The following is a 23,605-nucleotide window of genomic DNA, read 5'->3' as shown; positions in this document are numbered from 1 at the left end:
CACGCACAGCCGCGTTCTCCACCACTTCGTTGACCTTCAGCGTTCTGAATGGCGCCGGATCATCACCACCACGATCAGCCTGCCTTGCGGGCGATCATGATCCAACCAGTCGAGCCCGGTTCAGCCTCGAAATGCTCGATCTCGAAGCCGCACCGCTTCACGCATCTTGAGATGAAATCGGCGCTCCAGCCACTTTCGAACCAGCCGAACTTGCGAATGCAATAGACGGACAAAGGATCGGTGCGAATGCCCCAATGTTTCCACATATCGTTGATCGGCTCGCCTGCCAGCATCAGCTTGCCGCCGGGTTTCAGCCTGCTGTGAACGAGCGAGAGCGTCTCCCAAGGTCTGACCGCATGGTGGAGGCTCTCATAGTAAAGTGCGGCGTCATATAATTTGTCGCCGGGAATGTTCTCGAAGCTGCCTTGCACCGCCCCGACCTTGTGGCCGATGCGCTTCGCCCTGCGGTTCACCAGTTCGACGAAGCGCGGATTGATGTCGAGACCGGTAACCTCAAGCCCAAAGAAGGCCATCAGCTCGCAGCTCGTACCCCAACCACAGCCCATGTCTAGAATGTGGTTGCCAGCCACCAGTCCGGAGTGTTCAACAGCACGCGCAACTCGTACTGTGTGCAACGCTACCGAAGTCGGTGGAAAAAACGTGTACGGATTCGCTCCGGCAATGTGGTCGGCCAGGACGAACTCGGTCAACTCATTGGCATCCTGGTCCAAATCGCGTGCGGAGATTTCCTTGTAAACCGCAATCTGTTGCGCGACGTACTCCTCGCTGAACGGATCCAGCTCCTGATTTACCTGGGTATCGGGAACGTATTGAGTTCCGCGCCAGAACTCGTCTGTTTGAGGGGATCCCGGTGGCCCAATATTATCGGAACTGGCCACGAACGTATCGAGATCGCTCCGCGTAATTGTCTTATCTTGCCGCCAATCCCGCAGCGCTGCCGGAGTTCCGTTCGAATCGGCATTTCTTTTCTGATATTCGGGTGATTGTCGCAGGCTCGCTCGAAACGCCTCGACATTTCCATGGGCGGCCAAATGCGCTGTCACGATGGCGTCGGACTCGGGGGAACGACCGAGCACTTCGTTGTACCCGGCAACGATATCGGCGCGTTGCATCGCGGGTTCCGGCTTCTGCCGTTCCAGCGGCGTCATGAACCGAGCTTGGAGTCGCCTTAACAACATTCGAGCCATCTTCCTTTTTTGCATACGCGAAATTCGATGACAGTAGCGGGCACGATTTGCATCCGCTGCAACTGCCGTCAATCATCCGTTCGAGGATACCGCTCCCGCTTCGCCGTGGATCACCACATTGATGCGCCGCCGGATGGGCACGATCCCATTTAGGATCATTGTTCGAAGGCTATATCTCGACGTTGGTTGGGATCGCCATTGCCGCCGCAAATAGGCGGTTCTTCAGATTTGCAAACCGACGCGTAGCGGGTTGCCGAGCCAGGCCACGCCCTCCTGCACAAGTTCGATGTCCATGAATTCCGCGCCGCGCGCTTTCCATTCCATCGGCACCAGAACCGGAAGGTAAATCGTCCCCCCCGGCGGCAGCACGAGCGGGATTGCCGTGCGCGGATTGTCGTAAAGCAAATCCCCGCCTTCCGCGTCGAGCAGATGATAGCCCAAGCCGATCGCCAAGGTGCCGTCGTCCTTGCCGGCGCTCGACCAGGCATCCTCGCTGAGGTTGGATACGGCGACGACCGCCTTCAAGGCGGTCTCGTCATCGGTAGGGTAGGGGCCTTCGACCAGCCGCAAACGATACTGTCTTGCTTCTGGTGGCAGCGGCTTGGTCATTCTCGTACGGCCGAGATCGGAAGGCGGCGCGAACGGCTTGGGGGAGCGCGGCTCGTAGATCTTGTACCATTTGTCGGCCACGATCACGTTCCGCAATTGCTCCGCGCTTTCGGCCCAAGTCGGCCATGTGGCGGCGCCAACCTTTCGCTTCGGGAGTTTGCCGGGTGTAAACTGCCGTAGTTGGTCGGCCATCGCGTCGGAATTGCCGGCTTCGAAGAAATAGGCTTTCGCAGCGCCTTCGCCGACCTCGCGGAAGACCGCTATGTCGCTGGCGATCACGGGTTTGCCAAAATGCCCCGCCTCCACGATGGGCAGGCCGAAGCCTTCGGCGAATGAAGCCGCGACCAGCGCGTCGCACTCGGTATAGAGCCGTTGCAGTTGGCCATCATCGGCCTTTTCCTGCCAGACCAGACGGCGGCCGAATTCGCTGTGCGAGCGGATGCGTTTGGCAAGGTAAGTGACGCCCCAGCCCAGCTTGCCGACGATCACCAATCGGTCTTGCCTCCCCTCCGACCAGAGCTTTTCGAAGGCGGCTAGAGCGACAGCGTGTCCCTTACGAGGCTCGAGAGTGCCCACCATCAGGAATGAAGCCGCGTCCTGTCCTCGCGGCGCCGGGCCAGCCAGCGGTGCGCCGCCGAAATCGGCTCCGAGTTGCCAATACCCGACCTTCATGCGGCGCGGGAAATCGAGTGCCTCCAAAAGCGCCAGCAATTCGTCCGCGACAGAGCGCGAGATGCACACGAAAGCGGAGGAACTGGACAGGGCGGCCGAGAACCATCGGGTGAAGATGGGAGGCATGCCGGGGTCGCACATCCCTGGGGCAAAGAGCGGGACCGTATCATAGAGGCAGGTGACGATATTGCCGCCGCGCAGCCTGCAGGCTTGCCATTGATGCTCGTGAGTTGAGTAGAGATCCCAGGAGCTGTCGAGCATCAGCAGAGTATCGCCGGCGAGATAGACTCGATTGCCCTCTAATTTCTGTGGGACGCGAAGATTTCGGCCGTCGACTTTGTAAAAACCAGATTCATCATCGCAAAATACAAAGCCGACTTTGTGCTGTGTCGGAGGCGCTGCGGCCAGCTCTCGGCAGATATTCGTTACGACGCGCTGGATACCGGTTCGATGGTCGACGACTGACGTCGCCGTGGCATCGACCAAAAGACGTCTTTCCCGCGAAGCCCATGGCTCCGCAAGGCTGAAGACAGTTGCGGTTGTGGAGTCCAGGCTTCCTTCTTGAATCAACCGCTTGGCAATCCGCTTTCTGGATGCATCCGCAGTGTCCAGAGCCGTACGCTTAAGACGTGCGAGGCTTTCGGTCGCCGTTGCTGCCGTCTTTTCCCAGGTAAAATTAAGGGCCTGCTCCTTGAGGATAAGCTTCGCGTGAGCCTTTTCCTTCACGGCAAATATCATTGCGTTGGCCAACTGATCGGCTGAGGCAGGATCAAAGAGCAGCTCTTCCTGTCCAACAACTTCCGGCAATGCGCCGGCTCGAGCAGCGACCACAGGGGTTCCGCAATACATGGCTTCGAGCGCTGTCAGTCCAAATCCTTCCATGAGTGATGGCTGGACAAGCAACTCGGCCTTCTCATAGAGGGAAACGAGGTCTTCGTTGGATACATGGCCCAGTGGCACCAGGCGCTCAGGCGGCAGGCCCAATTCGAGCCAGTGAGATACCAGCCCGTCAAGGAGATGGGGTGGCTGGTCTCCCGCGAGCACCAGACTTAGGCGACTATCAGCCCATCGTTTGTCGAGAAGCTGAAAGGCGTCAATCAGAGTTTTTACATTCTTTCTCCAGTCGAATGCTCCGATATAAAGTACGAAACGATCTGGTAGGGTCAAATTGGAATTATTTTTGCCAAGAAATTTAACAAAGTCAGATGAGATCCCCGCTGAAATATTCATCGATTTAGAGTTTTCTAAAATATTTTGAATTTCAGACTCCGAAAAAGCAGAAATACATAGATTCATATCATATCCGCTATGAGATCTAAGTCTGCGCTCGTAGTATTCTTTATCCAGATTGGTATTGAGATATATATCGCCAAAGCGATACGGTATGGCGTCATAAAAGATAGAAGCAATTGGCGCGGCGCAAAGGCGATCCGGGAGCAGAGGCACGCTTCGATCACGCGACCCCTCGAATGGGCTTGCGGAAAGCGCGACGTCGGGTGCCAGGCAGTTGACATGATGGGCCAGGGCGAATTCGCTGTGGCGGCGTTCGGTCGTATAGCCTTCGATGGCTTCTCCGGCTCTGGCTGCCCCATGCCAGACATGAATATTGTCGTGGGCTATCCATTCTCTCACGGCTTCCCTGGCAAGCAGGGCCTCGTCGGGCATCGCCGCATTGAATGAAATCGATAGCTCGACCTCCGGGTGCTGCCTGGCGATGGCGCCGATGAGCTCGCTTACATAGCGCCCGATCCCGCGCAGGCGGCTCGCCGTTTGCAGGCACTGACCGTCGATCCAAAGACGCATGGTGGCTCCTATCGACGCGGCAGACCGAGCAGACGGCGCCATTCCTGCAATGTGGTCGGATCCGGCTCCAGGGACCAGAACGGCCGTGCCGGGTCTACGGGATTTATACGTGCGTGGGCATAGACAACAAGCCGTCGCTCCAGCGCTGGCGCCAGCCGTACAGCCCCTCTTGCGAGACTCAAAACCCTTGGTCTGCGTCGCATCCACAACAAGCCGTGATCCATAACGAGCGTCAGCCGTTGACCGGGCGCGCGGATCATTCGCATGACGCCGGCCTTCACCGAGCGCAGCGGCGCCGTCATTTTCCATGAGCTCGTGCGGGTGACGGCCGCCAGTTCGGCGGTTCGTTGGCCGAGCGTTTCGAGCGTCGCGGCATGGCTGGTCTCGGTCGCGACGATATGATGATGCAGCCGGCCGATTTCGAAATCCTTTTCCGCGATCGCCGCAGCCTGCTCGACCAAGGCGGCTTGGACGGCGGCATGGCTGGTCTCGGTCGCGACGATATGATGATGCAGCCGGCCGATTTCGATGTCTTTTTCCTCGATCGCGGCGGCCCGCTCGGCGAAGGCGGCCCGCTCGGCGGTGTGGCTCTTGTCGGTCTCGGTGATATGACGATGAAGCCTGTGGATTTCGCCTTCCTTCTCCCGGCCGAGCTTTTCGATCGTGGCAGCAAGCGCGGCGTAGGCGGTCCGTTCGGCGGTGTGGTTTTTCTCGGTCTCGGCGATATGATGATGGAGCCGACGGATTTCGGCGTCCTTTTCCTGGCCGAGTTTCTCGACCGCGGCAGTGAGTTCGGCATAAGCGGTCCGCTGGGCGGCGTGGCTTTTCTCGGTCTCGGCGATATGGTGATGAAGCCGCTGAATCTCGGCGGCATCGCGAGCAGCGCCTTGGCTGCGTTCTTTCAGACTGGCGATCTCGCCATTCAATCGATGTGTGAAAGGCGAGTTCGAGAGTCCGCTCAGCGTGAAATCGTCGAAGATGTTGGGCGGGGCGCCGAAAGCCGGCTTCAGATCGGAATGCGCTTCATGAAGATAGAAGCGGTTGAGCCCATCGAAATAGACGAACGCATAGCCCATGGCGAGCACAGTCGGTTCCCACTCGAAATAGCTCTCGTCCCGCGACAATGGAACGGTGCTTTCGATAACGAGAATCCATGGCCTGACATGCGATGGCCGCCAACTCGCGACGGTCTCGGCTTCCATGCCTTCCACGTCGATCTTCAGCCAGTGGATTTCCCGGTCGGAGTAGCGATCGAGCAGTATCGACAGGGGCAAGGTCGTGACCTCGATGGGATTCGATGCGAAACCCATATTGGCGTGCATTGCCGCGATCTCATCACTGCCTGTGCTGAGACCGGTTTGGGGAATTTCATGGAAAGTCGCGGTTCCCTCATGTCGCGCGATTGCGGCTTCCAGCACTTCCTCGTCGGGTCGCGCGGCACGGAGCCTTGCAACGTTTGACGATATCGGCTCAACATGGACGCCCCGCCAGCCATGTTCATAAAACGCCAGGCTGACCGAATCTACGACCGGGTCCTGGGCGCCGATGTCGATGTAGAAGCCGCGCTCGACAGACTTGAGGGCACGCCACAATATGACGTCTTCGAAGTTCTGTGCGTATGAAATGAAGGCCAAAGAGAGTATCTCAATTGTTGATGATGAGACCGGCGTGTGATCAGACGCTATCCTCGGAGCCTAAATTAGGGACCGAAAAAAGGCTGGCCAAGCGAATCAGATTCTTCGTCCATCATACCCGTCTCATTCCGCCGCACGTCTTGGCTGGGCTTCCAGCGGTGCATCGCAAGCAATCTCTTCGCACACGCACCCGTTTCAATCCACAAGTTCGACGAAAATAGGCCTGCAACCCCCTGACGACCGCGACGACAACGGACGGGCCTTCCATTTTTGTGTTGAAACAAACCCTCTGCGGCTCCGGCCAAGAGGTTGAATACCGGCTTGCCGAATGCGGCGCATCGGCTAAGAACCTGCACATGAATGAAAAGGCCCTCATGCGCGGTTTCGCGATCTGCACGGCGCCACGCTCGGGTAGCAATTTCGGCGATCCAAGCAGCGTCGATAGGCTATAGGGTTGGCCACGGCGCCGCCGTAGGCCTTCCTTCCGGAATTGCGTTAAAAACAAAGAGATAAAGCGGTTAGCCGTTCCGGTGAAACACTTTAGCGGGAGCCTGCCGATCCATGACCTTCGAACGACCGCTGACGGTCCTGATCGCCAACATCTACCTGACCGGTCGTTCAGGAACCGAGATCATCACCCGCGACGTTGCTTTTGCCCTTCGGCGCGCCGGGCACATGCCGATTGTCTATGCCGCCGGGCTGGGGCCGATTGCGCAGGAGATACAGGCACGCGGCATTCCGGTCACCGACGATATCTCGACGATCGCCGCGGATGTCGACATCATTCATGGCAACCACAATCAGGTCACGGCAATTGCCGCCGCGCGCTTCCCGAACACTCCGGCGCTGTATTTCGCACATGATTTCATCGCTTGGCATAGCGGCCCGCCGCTTCTAGCCAACATCTCGAAATATGTTGCCGTCGACGACACCGTTGCCGGGCGGCTGCGGTTCGAAGCGGGTATCCCGGCTGATCGCATCGCGACGCTACTCAATGCCGTGGATACCGATCGTTTTGTGCCTGGGCCGCCGCTGCCGGAGCGTCCCCGGCGGGCGCTGGCTTTCGCCAAGAACGTTCAGCATCTCCATGCCGTGCGAACAGCTTGCGAGCGGCACGACATAGCGCTGGACGTGGCGGGCGGTATCACGGGCAGTCTCGTGACCGAGCCCGAAATTCTGCTGCCGCAATACGACCTGCTCTTCACATCCGCCCTCAGTGCCCTTGAAGCGATGGCATGCGGGCGCGCCGTGATCGTCTGCGACGGTCGTGGCCTTGCCGGCATGGCCCGCTCCGACAATTGGGAGAGCTGGCGCCGTCGCAATTTCGGATTGGGAGTGCTGCAACAGCCCCTGTCGCCGGACGCCATCTCGGCCGAGATCGACCGCTACGATGCCGTCGACGCCGCGGAAGTTACCAGGCGGGCCCGCCGGGAGGCAGGCATGTCGCAATGGCTGGACGCTTGTCTGTCGCTGTATGGCGAAGCTATCGAGCGGCACCGGGCGGCGCCTCCTGGCGCTCACGAGCTTAACCTGGCGCTGGCGCGCCATATGCAGACCTGGCTGCCCAAGGAGAGCCCTATATGGCCCTGGATGACGGAGCGTGCGGAGCTTCTGTCGCGGCTGGCGCAGCCGATCGACCCTGTGCCGATCGAGCTCAAGCCGGTGAAGCTGGACGAGCCGCTGTCGCTGGCGCAGGCGGACGATCCCGAAAGCGTCGTGCGGCTGACGGGGTTCTCCGCAGTCGAGCATTGGGGAGTCTGGACGGACGGCGAGCTGGCAACGGTCGAATGCACGTTGTCCTCCACCGCGGCTGCGACGGCGCTGAGGCTGAGCGTGGTGCCATTTCTTCTGCACAGGCGTCACGCGAAACTCGCCGTCGAGCTTTTCATCAACGGCAGGAAGATCGAGCGGCGGGTTTTCCGGCCGACTGTTCGTGGTGAACCGCTTTTTACGCCGCGCGACTGGCTGGTAACACTACCGACCGAAATTATGCCGGGCGCGAGCCTCAGCATCGGGTTTCGGATCGAGAACCCGGCAAGCCCGCTGCAGCTTGGCCTGTCGAACGATGACCGGCGGCTTGGGCTGGGGTTGTGCCAGATCGAGCTCAAACCATGAGATATTACTAAGCCAGTTGCCTGGCGATCGGCTCGACGTGGTCCTTGAAACGCAGCACCGTCTTGTAATAGCCGCTTTTCACCCGCAACTCGCCCCAGCGCTCATAGGCGGGCGGCTGCTCGCAACAGCCTGAAATATCCAGAAGATAATTGACCGGGCTAAGGCGCTCCACCCCAAAGCTCGCCTGGCCATGCGCCGCGCGCAGCCGGTCGGCCTCCTCGGTCAGTTCGGAATAATTGTCGACGGCCTTGAGCTTGCGCGCGAACGCGCCAGCGTCGAGGTGGAGTTCTATTTCCCCTCGCGTCCCGCGCTCAAGCGCGGCGGCCTCAAGCGGAAACTCGAAATTGCGCAGCTCGCGGCCGTTCCGGTCGCGCAGTCGTCGGAGCGCGGCGTTGACGAGCAGCCGGCAGACATCGTGTCCGGGATTGAACCCCTCGACCGCATCGGCGGCGACATAGTCGATGTCCTCGTCGGCAAGGATCGTGGCGATTTCGTCCGCGAATCCGCTGAGTGTTCTCGCATCACCCGCCAAAATGGCTTGATAAAGCTCCCGGTCCGACATCTTGCCGAAGAACGTCGCCGAGGCGCGCGCGCCGGCGCCGGCCAGGACCGCGAGCGTGCGGTCGAGCCGGCCTGCGCCAAGATGGCCCGAACCGTCGGTCAGCACCAGTACCAGCGCGCTGGTACTTTCCATCCAATGGTGGACCCGCAATTCATGCCCTGGATGGGCAACGATGAGCGCCGCCCTTTGGCCACGCCACCAATCTTGCTCTCTGCTGGCCATGAATGACCTCCGAACGCATAATGAAATGCTTGGAAGCAAAAAATCTAATCTCGAATATCGATCGGCTCTGGCTCCATGTCCCGCCAGGCCGCATTCCAATTAGCCAAAATACGCCGGCAGAACCTCGTCAACAGGTCCGTCCAGCCGCACGCGGCCATGATCCATCCACAGGATGCGATTGCAATTCTTCTGCAAGAGCTCGCGCGAGTGGCTGGCAAGGACAAGTATCTTGGTCGTGTTGACGATCTCGTGCAGCCTCTTGTCGGCCTTGTGCTTGAAATCCTCGTCTCCGGTCGACAACCACTCGTCCATGACGAGTATCTCCGGCCGGATCGCCGTTGATGTCGAGAAAGCCAGGCGAAGCTGCATGCCGGATGAGTAGGTCCGGAACGGCATGTCGAGGAAATCGCCCAGACCGGTGAATTCGGCGATGTCGTCGAATTGCTCGCGCAACTCGTCCCGCCGCATACCCATCATGGCCGCGCGGAGCCTGATGTTCTCGCGCCCCGTCGCCTCGGGATCGATGCCCAGCGCGATGTTGATCAGCGACACGCACTCGCCGTCGATCACCGCAGATCCGCTGGTTGGCCTGTAGATGCCCGACAGCACGCGCAGCAGCGTCGTCTTGCCCGAGCCGTTGTGACCGACAAGGCCGATCCGGTCGCCCTCCTTGACGGAAAAACTCACATCCTCAAGGCCGCGCACGATGACATGGCCGTCGCCGCGGCGGTCGATCGCGCCGCCGGTCGCGACACTGAGAACCCGGTTCTTGAGCGAACGGCTTGCCGCGTTGAACACCGGAAATTCGACCGAGACGCCGGTCAATGTGATGGAAGCCATGTTCAAAGCCAGTAGGGGATACGATGACGATAGCGGTCGAACAGCAGCAACGCGACTATCCAGCCCACGATCGCATACACAACGCACGCCATCCAGCTGAACGAGGACGGCGGCACGCCCAGAAGCGGATCCCGTACGACGCTGATCAAATGATAGAAGGGGTTGAGGTCCAGCACCAACCGCGAAATGCCGTCGGGCAATGTCCGCGGCATCCACATCACCGGTGTCAGATACATGATCACCTGCAGGAGGTTCTGCATCACCTGCGTCATGTCGCGATAGCGGGCGCACAGCACGCCTAGAATGAGCATGATCCAGAGTAGGTTGAGCACCAAGATGACAAGACCGGGCACAGCCAGGAACACGTCCCAGGTCGGCATGCGTCCGACAGCCAGGAGGACCACGGGGTAGATAAGGATGTTATGTCCAAGAATGATCAGGTTGCGGTAGAGCGTGCGCAACACATGCGTGAACAGCGGCATGCGCACCTGAAGGATGATCCCTTCTGCGCCTATGAAGGCGGTGCAGCCCTCGTTGATCGCGGTCGAAATGAAATTCCAGATGATCAGGCTGACGCAGATATACGGAAGAAACTCCTGCATCGGCGAACGGAAAAGCGTGCCGAAGACGAAGCCCAGCGCGCCGATCAGCACGCCCATATTGATCGTCAGCCAAAACGCGCCGACCCGCGAGCGCCGATAGCGCTGGGCCACGTCCTGCCAGCTGAAGGTCGTCGCAAGGTGATGTTTCTCGATCGCAGCGCCGACATCGGCGAATGCCTCTGCAAGAAAGCCTGTTCTGGTCGGCAGCATAAATCCCGTTCGTGTTTCTGCCCAGGCCCGACTGTGCGCGACTGTGCGATACATTATTGCCCTGGGGACATCAAGTTTGATGAGCCGTCTCTGCGTCGGTTTTACAGGGATGCTATCGTCGCGGGACGCACGTAGCATCTGTGAAGGGATTTGCTATGAAGTCTGAGATGCGTTGCGCGGTCCGCCGCTGTTTCCTGTTCGTGGCGAGGCTGCCGCATTTGCGGCTGGATTAGGTCGGCCACCAGTTCGATTTCCGGTTAGAGAGAACACATGAGCGCCCTTACACCAGAAGAATTCGTCTCAGCCTTGTACCGATGTTGCCTCGGTAGAGAACCCGATCCGGATGGACTGGCAGCCTGGTCAGACCAAATCGGCCTGCACGGTGATCCGACTGCGGTGCTCGCAGGCATATTGGCGAGCAAAGAATACCGTCTTAAGTCGGCAACCGACAGCGACGCCAGGGCGCGGTGCATTGCGATTGCCAGCGATGCGCACCGCGCTCTTGGCAGACCCTTGCGGATTGTGGATGTCGGCGCCCAGCTGCTCGGCCACGGATCCAATCCATATGATCCTCTAGCGTCTTATCCGCCTCTCGAGATAATCGGCTTCGATCCTCTCGATGAGCGTCTTGCCGAGCGCGCCGAAGCTGAGGGAAAGCAAGGTATAACATTGCTTCCCTACGCCATCGGCGACGGCGACAGGCATACCCTTTACATCAACAATGACGATGCCACCTCATCGCTATATCCGCTGAACGCGGTGATGAACGCCTCCTTCAATCACCTGCGCGAACTGCACACGGTCGACATGCAAATTGTGGAAACGCACCGCCTTGACGACGTCCTTCCGCACGGGCCGGTGGATTTCCTTAAACTTGATATACAGGGCGCGGAACTGATGGCCTTGAAATCAGCACAACAGACCTTGGAGCGCACAGCCGTAGTGCATTGCGAAGTCGAGTTCGCGCCGATTTACGCGGGCCAACCGCTTTACCCGGAAATTCAGCAATTTCTCAACACACATGGATTCGAGCTGATAGATTTGGTAGGCCCGGCCCGCTATCACTACGACACGCAAGACGATGGAAACGCTCAGGATAGGCTCCTCTGGGCCGACGCCGTATTCTATCGCGTGACGGACGACCCGGACACCCTGCGCGCCCAGTCATTGATCGCCGCCGCGGTGTATCGCAAGCCCTCATTGGCCGCTCGGCTGCTGCGTTCTTCCGGTTGACGCGAGGGCAACATATGCCTGCTTCAACGCGTCGAGGCTGCATGCCTGGTTACGTCCGGGCCACGCGTTGGCGACAGTCGTTCAAGACAGCGGCAAGCGTTTCCTCGAAGGGATGTTCAGGCGCCCAGCCAAGTCGTGTCCGGGCGCGCGTTGCATCGCCCGCAATCGACGGCAGGTCGCTCGGTCGCATCCGCGACGGGTCTTGTTCCGTGGCGATCTTGACGCTGCTTTGCGCCAACAGCAGATCCAGAACATCGCCCATCCGCCAGGAGACGCCGGACGCGATGTTGAAGATAGTGTTCGGCGCGAGATCATCGGTGTTCAAGGCCGCGCGCGCATAGGCATTGGCGATGTCGCGCGCGTCCAGGAAATCGCGCTGCGCATCGAGATTGCCGACAAGAATGACCGGCGGCGCCAGGCCTGCCTCGATCCGCGCAATCTGCATGGCGAAGGCCGGCACGGCGAATGCCTCCGTCTGGCCGGGTCCGGTGTGATTGAAGGGACGCATGCGAACACATTTCAACCCGTGGCGCGAAAGCGCGCCCAGCGCGAGGTCGGCCGCGGCCTTGGTCACGGCGTAGTCGTCGATCGGAGCAAGCAAGGTGCTCTCGTCAAGAGGTCGACCGGTTTTTGCGCTTTCGCCATAGACCAGGCCGGATCCGACATGGATCAGCCAACAATCCGGAGCCTCGTCGAGGATGGCATGGGCCACGTTGAGCGCGCCCGCCACATGGATGCGCCATGTGTTTTGGGGGTCGGCCTGGGCAGCGCTGGTGGCGGCAACGGCGGCCAGATTGATGACATGGGTCGGCCGATGCCGGGCAATGGCGCGATCGACGGCGGCCTTGTCGGTCACGTCCAGCGCTTCGACCTCACCGAACACCGGATGCGGACCGCCATCCTTGGAGGTTGCCGCAACGACAATGTCATGGCCGCAAACGGTGCGCAGCGCCTCGCAGACATACGGGCCGACGAACCCCTTGGCCCCGGTGATCAAAACCCGCATGCCGACCTCGCTGACCATGACGGGTTAAGTACACGCGCGTGCCGTCGGATGCATGGCGAGACACGACGCGTCAGATTATCGACCATCATGATGCTGACGCTTCTTCCCAAATCTACATCCGACCGGCCGAGTGACGCTGGAGATCGGCATCCACCATTTCGCGGATCATTTCCTCCAGCGAGATCGTCGCCTCCCATCCGAGCTTGGCCTTTGCCTTGGCCGGATTGCCAAGCAGGATTTCGACTTCAGCCGGCCTGAACAGGTCAGGATCGATGACCAGGTGGTCGTCCATGTTCAGCCCGACATGCTCGAAGGCGATCCGGCACATGTCGCGCACCGTCGTCGTCCTGCCTGTGGCCACGACATAGTCGTCTGGTTGGTCCTGCTGCAGCATCAGCCACATGGCGCGGACATAGTCCTTCGAGTGGCCCCAGTCGCGCTTGGCGTCGATATTGCCCAGGCGCAACTCCTTGATCATGCCCTTCTTGATGCGCGCGACCGCGTCGGTGACCTTGCGGGTCACGAACTCGATGCCGCGAAGCGGCGATTCGTGATTGAACAGGATGCCGCTCGAGGCATGCAGGCCGAAGCTTTCGCGATAGTTGACGGTGATCCAGTGGCCGTAGAGCTTCGCCACGGCATAAGGCGAGCGTGGGTAGAAAGGTGTGGTTTCCGACTGCATCGGCTCCTGGATAAGGCCATACATCTCCGACGACGAAGCCTGGTAGAAACGCGCCGTGGGGATTTCGAGACGCAGCGCCTCGAGCACATTGGTGACGCCGATGCCGGTGACATTGCCCGTCAAAATAGGCTGCTGCCATGAGGATTTGACGAAAGACTGGGCGGCAAGATTGTAGACCTCGTCCGGCCTAATATCGCGCATGGTGCGCGCCAGGCCCGACAGATCCGTCAGGTTGCCATCGACGATCCGCACGTCCTTGTCGACGCCAAGCCACTTCAGGCGCGTGGTGTTGACGTCGGCGGTGCTCGATCGCCGCGCAAGTCCATGGACCTCATAATCCTTTGAGAGCAAAAACTCCGCCAGATAAGCGCCATCCTGCCCGGTAATACCGGTAATCAATGCTGTTTTTTTCATCAATGCTCTCAAAATGTTCTGATAATTGCTCCCCCAAGCCCTTTATCCGTTGTTTGCCCGCCCCAGCCCTGCGGACGAATGAATCGCTATGCGCGACCGTATACGTCGTCGAAGCGCACTATGTCATCCTCGCCGAGATAATCGCCGCTCTGAACTTCGATGATCACCAGATCGATCTTGCCCGGGTTCTCCAGTCGGTGCTTGTGGCCGCAGGGAATATAGGTCGACTGGTTGGTCGCCAAGAGCAGCTCCTGGTCGCCGTTAACCACCTTCGCCGAGCCGCTGACCACCACCCAGTGTTCCGAACGATGATGGTGCATCTGCAGGCTGAGCCGCCGCCCGGGCTTCACTTCGATGCGCTTGATCTTGAACCGCTCGCCTTCCTCCAGGACCGTATAGGTCCCCCACGGCCGGTGCACGGTCGAGTGCAAGAGATGCGCCTCATGCCCCGACGCCTTGAGGCCCTCGAACAGCTTCTTGACGTCCTGGACGCGGTCGCGCGAGGCGACCAGCAAGGCATCCGGCGAATCCACGATGATAAGGTCGCTGACGCCGACGGTGCCGATGACGCGCTTGTCCGAGCTGATATAGCTGCCCGCCGTATCCACCATGTGAACATCGCCGCGGATCCGGTTGCCGCTGCCATCGGCCGGAGTGAGTTCCGCCATGGCGTTCCACGAGCCGATATCGTTCCACGCCATCTCGCAGGGAACCACGGCAAGATTGCGCGTCTTCTCCATCACGGCATGGTCGAGCGAGATGCGCGGCGCGAGCGCGAAATGCTCGGCCGAGAGTTCGACTTTCCCAGTGTCGCCGCCATTTTCGACGCGGCCATGCTCATAGCTTGCGGCAACCGCCTCGAGAACGGCAGGGCAGTGCGCGGCCATCGCCTCGAGCATCGTCCGCGCCTTGAAGCAGAAGATACCGGCGTTCCAGAAGAAGCGGCCGGTTGCCACGTAAGCCTCGGCCGTGGCGAGGTCCGGCTTTTCGACGAAGCGGATGACCTTCTCGCCATCGGCTTCGATGTAGCCGAAGGCGGTGTCCGGACGGCTGGGCCTGATGCCGAGTGTCGCGATCAGGCCCTGGCGCGCATGTTCGATCGCCCGCCCCATCACGTCGCTGAACGCTGGCAAGTCGCCGATCATGTGGTCGGCCGGGAAAATGCACAAAATCGCGTCCGGGCCCTGTGTCGCGTTGGCGTGCACGACAGCCGCGGCTACCGCGGCGGCCGTGTCGCGCCCTTCGGGCTCGAGCAGGAACGTATGCGGCGGAACGGCCGGCGACAGTTCGTCGAAATCGTCCTTCGTCAGGAAAAGGTGGTCCCTGGACGTTACCGCGACAAGCTCCGCGACGTCCTTCAGCGAAACTGCCCGTAGCACCGTGTGCTGGATCAGAGAGCGCCCGTCCGCGACCTTAAGGAAAGGCTTCGGGTGCGATTGCCTGGACGCCGGCCATAGCCGCGACCCGGCGCCGCCGCTGATGATGACGGGAACCACTGTCATGAAACGGGCCTTTCACTCATCTGCCAGTCCCGCGCCCGTTGCAGCGCTATTGCCACAATTGCTGCCGCTCTGTCATCGCTTGCGGCTTCGGCATAGCAGCGAAACTCCGGAGCGTTGCCGGAAGGCCGCAGATGGACGATCTCGCCGCTTGTCATGCGCGCCCTGATGCCGTCGGTCTCATCGACATCGGCGACAGTTCCGAAGGGAGCGAGAAAGTCCTGCAATGCATCCCGGTCGGCGAAACGATGCATCAGGCCGCGCGATTTCTCGATCGGGAAATTCTCGAGCCGCTCGCTGGCGCAGACCGGAAGCTGCCAGAGCGCGCGCAGGCCGGACAAGGATTTTCCGGTCGCGGCCACCGTGCCGAGCACGGCCAGGATCGGCAAAAACGAATCCCTGGTCGGCAGCGCGGACAATGTCTTGCCGTTCAACAGGCAGTCGGATCCGAGCAGAACCCCGCCATTGGCCTCGAAGCCGACAATCGTGCCGCCGGCCGACCGTGCAGCCTCCATGCCGGCTATGACGAAGGGCGACCCGACTTTCGTTCTCACCACCTTGAAGCCGAAGGCGTCGGAAATGCCCGAATTGGAGGTCACCGGCGTCACCACGGTGTCGGCCCGCACGAACAGGGCCGTGGCCAGCCCGATCAGGTCGCCACGGAATAACGCGCCATTTTCGTCGATGATGAGGGGACGATCGGCATCGGCGTCCGCCGAGAGCACGGCGTCGAAACGGAATTCGCGCACCCAGTCCTTCGCCATCGCCAGCGTTTCCGGGCTGACGGCCTCGGTGTCGACCGGCACGAAGGTCCCGGTTTTCCCGACCGGGACGACATCGGCGCCATAAGAGCGCAGCACCTCGACCAGAAGTTCCGCCGCCACGGTGCTGTGCTGATAGACGCCGAGCTTCAATCCGGAAAGGGCGCGAGGCGCAAGGATTGCGCCGACACGGTCCCGAAAGGCCGCGAGCGCCTGATCATGGCTGGCTTGCCGCTTGGCATGGGCCGGCGGCCACGGATAGCGATCCGACAACTCGGCGACAGCGTGCGTGATCGCTGCCTCGTCCGCCTTGTCGATCTCGCCGTTCGGGCCATAGAACTTGATGCCGTTGCGGTCGGCGGGGATGTGCGACCCGGTCACCATCAGCGCGGCGCTGCGGTGCTGGCGGGCGTAGAAAGCAAGGGCCGGTGTCGGGATCGGGCCGCAGTCGATCGGCTCAAAGCCGGCTGCCGCGAGCGCCGCCATGCAATCCCCGGCAATTTCCGGGCTGCTGTCGCGCAGATCACGCCCGACAAAGACCTTGCCCTGTTCAAAGCCGGTGGCGCGCAGGCGCCGGGCAAAGCCTTCCGTATAAAGTCCGCTTGCCCTCCCGATCAATTCGGAAGCCAAACCTCGAACGCCGCTCGACCCGAATTTCATCAGCCCGCTTTTGTGGTTGAAAGGTTGGGCTGCTACTTATTGGAGCAGGGCCACCTGTCAACTGTAAAAATCTGCGGGTAATCTGCGTCTTTACTAATGTCCCCAGACAGCCAACTCGTTGCCGGCCGGATCGGTGAAGTGGAAGCGCCTGCCGCCGGGAAAGGCAAAGATCGGCTTGACGATGGTGCCGCCGGCATTCTCGACCGCTTCCAGCGTTTCTTCGAGATTGTCGCAATAGAGCACAGGCAACGGCTTGGCGGGCGCCTCGCCGGCATCGGCCTGGAAGCCGCCGTCGAGGCCCTCGCCAAAGGCCGAATAGGTTGGCCCGTAGTCGGTGAACGACCATGAGAACGCCGCACTGTAGAATGCTTTCACGCTGTCCAGCGTGCCGCCGGTCGCCGGCAGTTCCAGATAGTCGAGTTTTCCATTGAGTTTCATGACGCTACTCCACTATGTTCTTGATATGTTCTATATCCCATGCCGGCACGCGGCAAGTCTTTTTGACGCAGCTTTTGCTTAATCGATTGTAGAGGCTGGACCCGCCGGGGCGATGCCTTGCCTTTCGCACTGCAGCATCATATCGCTCGAACCGGAAGGCGGGGAACCGGGCCTTGCTCCGGCTGTTGTCTATCTTCCACGCACTGGAGGACGAGCATGACCAAGTGGGTTTACACCTTCGGCGACGGCGCTGCCGAAGGCCGTGCGGGCGACCGCAATCTTCTCGGCGGCAAGGGCGCCAATCTGGCCGAGATGTGCAGCCTCGGGCTGCCGGTGCCGCCCGGTTTCACCATCACCACCGAAGTCTGCAACGCCTATTACGCCGACGGCCGCACCTACCCGGCGGCGCTCGAAGCCGATGTTGTCTCGGCGCTCGACCATATCGGCAAGCTCACCGCCCGGCGCTTTGGCGATCCGTCGAAGCTGCTTTTGGTTTCGGTGCGCTCGGGCGCTCGCGCCTCCATGCCAGGCATGATGGACACCGTGCTCAATCTCGGCCTCAACGACGAGACGGTCGAGGCCCTGGCCGCCGATTCCGGCGACGCGCGCTTCGCCTATGACAGCTATCGCCGGTTCATCCAGATGTATTCCGATGTCGTCATGGGTCTCGACCACGAGGTGTTCGAGGAAATCCTCGAGGACGAGAAGGCCAACCTCGGCCACGAGCTCGATACCGAGCTCAGCGCCGAAGAGTGGCAGCACGTGATTTCGCTCTACAAGGCCAAGGTCGAGGAAGAGCTCGACAAGCCGTTCCCGCAGGACCCGCACGAGCAGCTCTGGGGCGCGATCGGCGCCGTCTTTTCAAGCTGGATGAACAGCCGCGCCATCACCTATCGCCGCCTGCACGACATTCCGGAAAGCTGGGGCACGGCGGTCAACGTCCAGGCCATGGTGTTCGGCAATATGGGCAACACGTCCGCCACCGGCGTCGCCTTCACCCGCAATCCCTCGACCGGTGAAAGGCAGCTCTATGGCGAATTCCTGGTCAATGCCCAGGGCGAGGATGTGGTGGCCGGCATTCGCACGCCGCAAAACATCACCGAGGCGGCGCGCATCGCCGCCGGTTCCGACAAGCCGTCGCTGCAGAAGCTGATGCCGGATGCCTTCCAGCATTTCGTCGACATCTCCGACCGGCTGGAAAAGCACTACCGCGACATGCAGGACCTCGAATTCACGATCGAGCGCGGCAAATTGTGGATGCTGCAGACCCGTTCGGGCAAGCGCACCGCCAAGGCGGCGCTCAAGATCGCCGTCGAGATGGCCAGGGACGGGTTGATCACCAAGGAAGAGGCGGTTGCCCGCATCGACGCGGCCTCGCTCGACCAGCTCCTGCACCCGACCATCGATCCGAGCGCCGCGCGCGATGTGATCGGCATGGGCCTGCCGGCTTCTCCGGGAGCCGCCACCGGCGAGATCGTCTTTTCCTCAGGCGATGCCGAGGACGCCAAGGCGCAAGGCCGCAAGGTTATCCTGGTGCGCATCGAGACCAGCCCTGAGGATATCCACGGCATGCATGCCGCCGAAGGCATCCTGACCACGCGTGGCGGCATGACCAGCCATGCCGCCGTGGTGGCGCGCGGCATGGGCAAGCCCTGCGTTTCGGGCGCCGGTTCACTGCGCGTCGACTACAAGGCCGGAACGCTGCTCTCGATGGGCCAGACCTTCCGCAAGGGCGACATCATCACCATCGACGGCGGCAACGGCCAGGTGCTCAAAGGCGCGGTCGCCATGCTGCAGCCCGAGCTCTCCGGCGACTTTGCCGCCATCATGGAATGGGCCGATGCCACGCGCCGCATGAAGGTGCGCACCAACGCCGAAACCCCGCTCGACGCGCGCATGGCGCGCTCCTTCGGCGCCGAAGGCATCGGCCTTTGCCGCACCGAACACATGTTCTTCGACGGCGCCCGCATCGTCGCCATGCGCGAGATGATCCTGGCCGACACGGAAAAGGACCGCCGCGCCGCGCTCGACAAGCTGCTGCCGATGCAGCGCTCGGACTTCCTCGAGCTGTTCGAGATCATGGCAGGCTTGCCAGTGACGATCCGCCTGCTCGACCCGCCGCTGCACGAGTTCCTGCCCAAGACCGAAGCCGAGCTTGCCGAGGTCGCCGCCGCCATGAACGTCTCGGCCGACAAGCTTAGACAGCGGACCGAGGCGCTGCATGAGTTCAACCCGATGCTTGGACATCGCGGCTGCCGCCTTGCCGTCTCCTATCCGGAGATCGCCGAGATGCAGGCGCGCGCCATCTTCGAGGCCGCGGTCGAAGCCGGCCGCAAGGCCGGCGCGCTGGTGGTGCCGGAAATCATGGTGCCGCTGGTCGGCCTGGTAAAGGAGCTGGAATACGTCAGGGCGCGCATCGATGCGGTCGCGCAAAGCGTCATGCAGGAAACCGGCACCAAGATCGACTATTTGACGGGCACGATGATCGAACTGCCGCGCGCGGCGATCCGGGCGCATGTCATCGCGGAGGCGGCCGAATTCTTCTCCTTCGGCACCAACGACCTGACGCAGACCACTTTTGGTATCTCGCGCGATGATGCCGCGTCCTTCCTCGAAACCTATCGGCAGAAGGGCATCATCGAACAGGATCCGTTCGTGTCGCTCGATATCGACGGCGTCGGCGAGCTGGTGCGGATGGCCGCCGAAAAGGGCAAGGCGACGCGACCCGACATCAAGCTCGGCATCTGCGGCGAGCATGGCGGTGACCCGGCCTCGATCCGCTTCTGCGAGGAGGTCGGCCTCGACTACGTGTCGTGCTCGCCCTACCGCGTGCCGATCGCAAGGCTGGCCGCGGCACAGGCGGCGGTGGCGGCCAGGAAAGATGGCGCAAAGCGCGCCTGAGCGGCGCGGCTTACGATTTTGTATGGAATGTCACACGAACGTGCGTGTTTCGGCCCTAAATATCGACACCGTTTGACACCAGTTTCTGGCCCGAATTCGTCGGTGCCAGAGACCATGTTGCAGATTTCCCCCACCACTTTCCGGTCGATCCTGATCCTGCAGACCAAGTTCATCGGCGATATCGTGCTTGCCTCGACGTTGGCAAAGAACCTGCAGCTTCAATATCCCGGCGTCAGGATCGTGTTTCTGTGCGAGGCGCGCTTCGCAGGTTTTCTGACCGGCCATGGCATCGCCTCCGAGGTCGTTCCCTTCAGCCGCGCCAAGATACGCGGCTCGGTAATCCAGCGTGGACGCGAATTCTTCCGCACGCTGCGCGAATTGCGGCGGCACCGCTTCGATATGACGATCGACATCACCTGCTCGAAGACCTCGCGGGTCATTTCCGAGCTGGTCAATGCCCCGATCCGGCTCGGTTATGTTCCGACGGAAAAGCCGCTGCGCTGGTATGAACGTCAGCCCGCCAATGTCGCCATGAAGCCGTTCGGATTTGGCGAGCGGCACTTTCTCTACCGCTATCTTTCGCCGCTGGAGGCGCTCGGCGTCGAGCTGCGCGTCAAGGCGCCGGATATCCGGCCGCTGCCTTTCGAGACGACGCGCGCGCTCGCCTTGCTGGCCAGGCACGGTATCCAGCCGAACGGCTTCATCGCCGTGCATGCCGGGGCAAGCTTCATCGGGCGTCGCTGGCAGCCGGAGCGCTTTGCCACCGCCATCGACAGGATAGCCGGGCAAACCGGCCTCGGCATTGTCCTGGTCGGCGGTCCGGACGAGAACGAAGCGACGGACAGGATCATGGCGGAGGCGAAGACGCCTGTCGTCAACCTGGCAGGCATCTTGCGGTTGGAAACGCTGCTGGCGCTGCTGGCGGAGGCGAGGCTGTTCCTTGGCAACGAGAGCGGTCCGATGCACATGGCGGCCGCCGCCGGCACGCCGGTCGTCGGGCTGTTTGGCCTGACCAACCCGATCCGTTGGGCGCCGGTCGGCGTGCCCGCCATTTCGTTGCGGCCATCGATGCCTTGCGATTGCGTCGGCGGCGATCTGTGCCACCGGACGGATCCGAGCAAGGCATGCTGCGTCTGGCGCCTCGACGTCGATCCGGTCGTCGACGCGGCGCTCGAATTGCTGGCGCGCACCGAGGTGGCCTTGGAACGCGCGGTTTGACATTTCATCATTTGGTTGCGCGCGCCGAGCCCTTCGGCGCCGTGCAAGGGTCGCTATGGCCACGTCCGCGCAGTTTGTATATGAGGTCGCATAAACCTGCGCGTGACGGTTCCCTATGTCGACTTCGTCTCAACCGGCTTTCGTGGAGCCCGATCCGTCCGATGACCAGACAAGGATGGTGCAGGTTCCGCCAGGCGGTGTCCGCTCGATCCTGGTCCTGCAGACGAAGTTCATCGGCGATGTCGTCCTCGCATCGGCACTGACAAAGAACCTGCAGCTCGCCTATCCGGGTGTTAAGATCGTCTTCCTTTGCGAGGCCCGTCTGGGAAGCTTTCTGACCGCGCACGGTATTGCAGCCGAGACGGTCACCTTCCAGCGTGCCAGCACGCGCGGCTCCATCGTGGAGCGCGGCCTGGCGCTCTACCGGGTGTTGCGCAAGCTGCGCCGGCTCGGTCTCGACATGACGATCGACTTGGCCGATTCAAAAACGTCGCGTTTTATTGTCATGGCCGTCAATGCGAAGACCCGCGTCGGCTATTGGCCGACCGAGCGGCCGCTGCGCCGATTCGAGCGTTATCCCGCCAACGTCCGGGCCAAGCCGTTCGGCTACGGCGAAAAGCATTTTCTGTACCGCTATCTTTCCCCCTTGGAGGCGCTTGGCGTGGATCTGCGGGTGAGGGCTCCTTCGATCCAGCCGCTGCCGTTGGAAACCGCTCGGGTCTTGGCCTTGCTCGACAAGTCCGGTCTTCGGCGCAATGCCTTCCTGGCCGTGCATGCCGGAGCAAGTTTCCCGGGGCGTCGTTGGCAGCCCGAGCGCTTCGCCGCGGCGATCGACTCCATATCGACCGAAACCGGACTGCCCGTCGTCCTGGTCGGCAGCCCTGACGAGGCCGAGGCAAACGACAAGATCGTGGCCATGGTAAAAACGCCGGTCGTCAGCCTGGTCGGGGCCTTGTCGCTGGAAACCTTGCCGGCGCTGCTCAAGGAAGCCCGGCTTTTCCTCGGCAATGAGAGCGGCCCGATGCACATCGCGGCGGCGGTCGGAACGCCGGTTGTCGGCTTGTTTGGCTTGACCAACCCGATCCGTTGGGGGCCGGTCGGCGTGCCCAGCATTTCGCTGCGGCCCTCGATGCCGTGCGACTGCGTGGCCAGCGACCTGTGTCGCCGGACCGATCCGAGCAGGGCATACTGCGTCTGGCGTCTCGAAGTCGCCGCGGTCGTCGATGCGGTGCGCGAGCTGCTGTCGCAGACAGAGGTGGCCGCGGAGCGCACGGTCTGACATTTGCGTGAAAGGCGCATTCCCGGCCGGTGCGTCCCGATTTTCGCCGTTATGCCGGTCTTGTTGCGTTTTCGGTAGAAATGATGGAATGCGGAACGAGTGATGGGTCTGGTTGGAAAATCTCTTTGCGCGATCGCGCTGTCGGTATCGGTCGTCTCGGCCGGCCATGCCGCCCTGGTCGAGCCGACGCTGCGTCTGAAGCCGCAAGCCGCTGAAACGGCTGGCGGTCGCGTCGCGCTGACGCTCGACGCCTGTGGCGGCAAGACCGACACGAGAATCCTTTCGGCCCTGGTCGACAATCGCATCCCGGCGACCATTTTCGTCACCGGCATCTGGCTGAAGCGCAACGCCGCCGCTGTCGAGATCATGCGGGCGCATCCCGACCTGTTCGAATTGGAAAACCATGGCGGCCGCCACATCCCGGCGGTCGATACGCCGCAGAAGATCTATGGCATCCGCAGCGCCGGCAGCCCCGACGCCGTGCAGGCCGAGGTCGAATCCGGCGCCGCCGCGCTTGTCAGCGCGGGCGGCCCGGCGCCGAAATGGTTCCGCGGCGCCACCGCCGAATACAGTCCTTCGGCGATCGCCATGATCCGCAAGCTCGGCTTCAAGATCGCCGGCTTCTCGATCAACGGCGACGGCGGCTCGCTGCTCGGCGCCAGGGAAACCGCGCGCCGCATCGCCGCCGCCAAGGATGGCGATGTCATCATCTCCCATATCAACCAGCCGACCCACGCGGCCGGCGAGGGTGTCGTCCAGGGTCTGCTGGCATTGAAGGCGAAGGGCATGACCTTCGTGCGTCTCGACGATGCCGAGGGGGTCGGCAACAACGGCACGACCGACTGAGGTCTTCGACGCAAGATAGCGATGGCTGGAATTTGGCAGCCGCGCTCTTGCGAGATTGGCCTGAACGCCCATCCTCTCGTCATCCACGGGCGGAGCAAGGAGGGTAGCGACGCGGCGCAGACCCGAGGATCCTGTGTGTTGGTCCCATGCTATGTTTGAAGTGGGAAGGAGACCGAGAGGATCCTGGTCGT

At 61.5% G+C, this 23,605-nt stretch carries 17 protein-coding genes; 6 read left to right on the top strand and 11 right to left on the bottom strand.

The window, feature by feature from the left end; genetic code table 11:
• Positions 1-74: 74 nt before the first annotated feature.
• From AB6802_RS18895 to AB6802_RS18885, 3 genes are all read right to left on the bottom strand, one after another.
• Positions 75-1,169 carry a class I SAM-dependent methyltransferase gene (locus tag AB6802_RS18895; protein WP_371011693.1) on the bottom strand — a complete coding sequence of 365 codons (1,095 nt, stop codon included), beginning with the start codon at positions 1,167-1,169 and terminating at the stop codon, positions 75-77.
• 261 nt (positions 1,170-1,430) lie between these two features.
• Positions 1,431-4,292 (bottom strand): glycosyltransferase family 4 protein, encoded by a 2,862-nt coding sequence (locus AB6802_RS18890; RefSeq protein ID WP_371011692.1) that lies wholly within the window; start codon positions 4,290-4,292, stop codon positions 1,431-1,433.
• An 8-nt stretch (positions 4,293-4,300) separates the two neighbouring features.
• Positions 4,301-5,884 (bottom strand): FkbM family methyltransferase, encoded by a 1,584-nt coding sequence (locus AB6802_RS18885; RefSeq protein ID WP_371011691.1) that lies wholly within the window; start codon positions 5,882-5,884, stop codon positions 4,301-4,303.
• A gap of 603 nt (positions 5,885-6,487) precedes the next feature.
• On the opposite strand from AB6802_RS18885, the gene AB6802_RS18880 reads away from it, so the two are divergent.
• Positions 6,488-8,041 (top strand): hypothetical protein, encoded by a 1,554-nt coding sequence (locus AB6802_RS18880; protein WP_371011690.1) that lies wholly within the window; start codon positions 6,488-6,490, stop codon positions 8,039-8,041.
• 7 nt (positions 8,042-8,048) lie between these two features.
• Here the strand turns inward: AB6802_RS18880 and AB6802_RS18875 are convergent, their stop codons facing one another.
• The 3 genes from AB6802_RS18875 to AB6802_RS18865 all read right to left on the bottom strand — a co-directional run bounded on the left by AB6802_RS18875 (position 8,049) and on the right by AB6802_RS18865 (position 10,477).
• On the bottom strand, positions 8,049-8,825 hold the full coding sequence (locus tag AB6802_RS18875; RefSeq protein ID WP_371011689.1) for a hypothetical protein: 777 nt from the start codon (positions 8,823-8,825) through the stop codon (positions 8,049-8,051).
• A 99-nt stretch (positions 8,826-8,924) separates the two neighbouring features.
• On the bottom strand, positions 8,925-9,665 hold the full coding sequence (locus AB6802_RS18870) for an ABC transporter ATP-binding protein (protein WP_371011688.1): 741 nt from the start codon (positions 9,663-9,665) through the stop codon (positions 8,925-8,927).
• A gap of 2 nt (positions 9,666-9,667) precedes the next feature.
• Positions 9,668-10,477, bottom strand: coding sequence for an ABC transporter permease (locus tag AB6802_RS18865; RefSeq protein ID WP_371011687.1), 810 nt, complete (start codon positions 10,475-10,477; stop codon positions 9,668-9,670).
• A gap of 270 nt (positions 10,478-10,747) precedes the next feature.
• Here AB6802_RS18865 and AB6802_RS18860 point away from each other — a divergent pair, with 270 nt between their 5' ends.
• Positions 10,748-11,710: an FkbM family methyltransferase gene (locus AB6802_RS18860; protein WP_371011686.1), complete on the top strand. Its 963-nt coding sequence runs from the start codon at positions 10,748-10,750 to the stop codon at positions 11,708-11,710.
• 49 nt (positions 11,711-11,759) lie between these two features.
• Here AB6802_RS18860 and AB6802_RS18855 read toward each other — a convergent pair whose 3' ends face one another.
• The 5 genes from AB6802_RS18855 to AB6802_RS18835 all read right to left on the bottom strand — a co-directional run bounded on the left by AB6802_RS18855 (position 11,760) and on the right by AB6802_RS18835 (position 17,170).
• Positions 11,760-12,716: an NAD-dependent epimerase/dehydratase family protein gene (locus tag AB6802_RS18855; RefSeq protein ID WP_371011685.1), complete on the bottom strand. Its 957-nt coding sequence runs from the start codon at positions 12,714-12,716 to the stop codon at positions 11,760-11,762.
• A 112-nt stretch (positions 12,717-12,828) separates the two neighbouring features.
• Positions 12,829-13,812, bottom strand: a complete 984-nt coding sequence (gmd, locus tag AB6802_RS18850; RefSeq protein ID WP_371011684.1) for a GDP-mannose 4,6-dehydratase — start codon at positions 13,810-13,812, stop codon at positions 12,829-12,831.
• Between the two features lie 86 nt (positions 13,813-13,898).
• Complete coding sequence (locus AB6802_RS18845) at positions 13,899-15,314, bottom strand: mannose-1-phosphate guanylyltransferase/mannose-6-phosphate isomerase (RefSeq protein ID WP_371011683.1); 1,416 nt, start codon at positions 15,312-15,314, stop codon at positions 13,899-13,901.
• A complete protein-coding gene (locus AB6802_RS18840) occupies positions 15,311-16,732 on the bottom strand; it encodes a phosphomannomutase (RefSeq protein WP_371011682.1) in 1,422 nt (473 codons plus the stop codon). Before AB6802_RS18840 ends, AB6802_RS18845 begins: the two co-directional genes overlap by 4 nt.
• Positions 16,733-16,825: 93 nt before the next feature.
• Positions 16,826-17,170, bottom strand: a complete 345-nt coding sequence (locus tag AB6802_RS18835) for a VOC family protein (protein ID WP_371011681.1) — start codon at positions 17,168-17,170, stop codon at positions 16,826-16,828.
• Between the two features lie 216 nt (positions 17,171-17,386).
• Between AB6802_RS18835 and ppdK the strand changes: the two genes are divergently transcribed.
• The 4 genes from ppdK (at position 17,387) to AB6802_RS18815 (ending at position 23,414) form a co-directional block, all read left to right on the top strand.
• Positions 17,387-20,071 (top strand): pyruvate, phosphate dikinase, encoded by a 2,685-nt coding sequence (gene ppdK, locus AB6802_RS18830; protein ID WP_371011680.1) that lies wholly within the window; start codon positions 17,387-17,389, stop codon positions 20,069-20,071.
• A 114-nt stretch (positions 20,072-20,185) separates the two neighbouring features.
• Positions 20,186-21,289, top strand: coding sequence for a glycosyltransferase family 9 protein (locus tag AB6802_RS18825; protein ID WP_371011679.1), 1,104 nt, complete (start codon positions 20,186-20,188; stop codon positions 21,287-21,289).
• A 175-nt stretch (positions 21,290-21,464) separates the two neighbouring features.
• Positions 21,465-22,568, top strand: a complete 1,104-nt coding sequence (locus tag AB6802_RS18820; RefSeq protein WP_371011678.1) for a glycosyltransferase family 9 protein — start codon at positions 21,465-21,467, stop codon at positions 22,566-22,568.
• Between the two features lie 102 nt (positions 22,569-22,670).
• A complete protein-coding gene (locus AB6802_RS18815) occupies positions 22,671-23,414 on the top strand; it encodes a polysaccharide deacetylase family protein (protein WP_371011677.1) in 744 nt (247 codons plus the stop codon).
• Positions 23,415-23,605 lie beyond the last annotated feature (191 nt).

This window comes from Mesorhizobium sp. RCC_202, assembly GCF_041355295.1.
Classification (GTDB): Bacteria; Pseudomonadota; Alphaproteobacteria; order Rhizobiales; family Rhizobiaceae; genus Mesorhizobium.
The sequence above is the reverse complement of the archived record's forward strand: the minus strand, read 5'-3'. Positions and strand labels throughout refer to the sequence as shown.

What these genes read in the sequence shown, in the direction of transcription:
- AB6802_RS18895 (WP_371011693.1), bottom strand. Translation starts at nt 1,169, where the DNA reads ATGACGCCGCTGGAACGGCAGAAGCCGGAACCCGCGATGCAACGCGCC.
- AB6802_RS18890 (WP_371011692.1), bottom strand. Translation starts at nt 4,292, where the DNA reads ATGCGTCTTTGGATCGACGGTCAGTGCCTGCAAACGGCGAGCCGCCTG.
- AB6802_RS18880 (WP_371011690.1), top strand. Translation starts at nt 6,488, where the DNA reads ATGACCTTCGAACGACCGCTGACGGTCCTGATCGCCAACATCTACCTG.
- AB6802_RS18875 (WP_371011689.1), bottom strand. Translation starts at nt 8,825, where the DNA reads ATGGCCAGCAGAGAGCAAGATTGGTGGCGTGGCCAAAGGGCGGCGCTC.
- AB6802_RS18870 (WP_371011688.1), bottom strand. Translation starts at nt 9,665, where the DNA reads ATGGCTTCCATCACATTGACCGGCGTCTCGGTCGAATTTCCGGTGTTC.
- AB6802_RS18865 (WP_371011687.1), bottom strand. Translation starts at nt 10,477, where the DNA reads ATGCTGCCGACCAGAACAGGCTTTCTTGCAGAGGCATTCGCCGATGTC.
- AB6802_RS18860 (WP_371011686.1), top strand. Translation starts at nt 10,748, where the DNA reads ATGAGCGCCCTTACACCAGAAGAATTCGTCTCAGCCTTGTACCGATGT.
- AB6802_RS18855 (WP_371011685.1), bottom strand. Translation starts at nt 12,716, where the DNA reads ATGCGGGTTTTGATCACCGGGGCCAAGGGGTTCGTCGGCCCGTATGTC.
- gmd (WP_371011684.1), bottom strand. Translation starts at nt 13,812, where the DNA reads ATGAAAAAAACAGCATTGATTACCGGTATTACCGGGCAGGATGGCGCT.
- AB6802_RS18845 (WP_371011683.1), bottom strand. Translation starts at nt 15,314, where the DNA reads ATGACAGTGGTTCCCGTCATCATCAGCGGCGGCGCCGGGTCGCGGCTA.
- AB6802_RS18840 (WP_371011682.1), bottom strand. Translation starts at nt 16,732, where the DNA reads ATGAAATTCGGGTCGAGCGGCGTTCGAGGTTTGGCTTCCGAATTGATC.
- AB6802_RS18835 (WP_371011681.1), bottom strand. Translation starts at nt 17,170, where the DNA reads ATGAAACTCAATGGAAAACTCGACTATCTGGAACTGCCGGCGACCGGC.
- ppdK (WP_371011680.1), top strand. Translation starts at nt 17,387, where the DNA reads ATGACCAAGTGGGTTTACACCTTCGGCGACGGCGCTGCCGAAGGCCGT.
- AB6802_RS18825 (WP_371011679.1), top strand. Translation starts at nt 20,186, where the DNA reads ATGTTGCAGATTTCCCCCACCACTTTCCGGTCGATCCTGATCCTGCAG.
- AB6802_RS18820 (WP_371011678.1), top strand. Translation starts at nt 21,465, where the DNA reads ATGGTGCAGGTTCCGCCAGGCGGTGTCCGCTCGATCCTGGTCCTGCAG.
- AB6802_RS18815 (WP_371011677.1), top strand. Translation starts at nt 22,671, where the DNA reads ATGGGTCTGGTTGGAAAATCTCTTTGCGCGATCGCGCTGTCGGTATCG.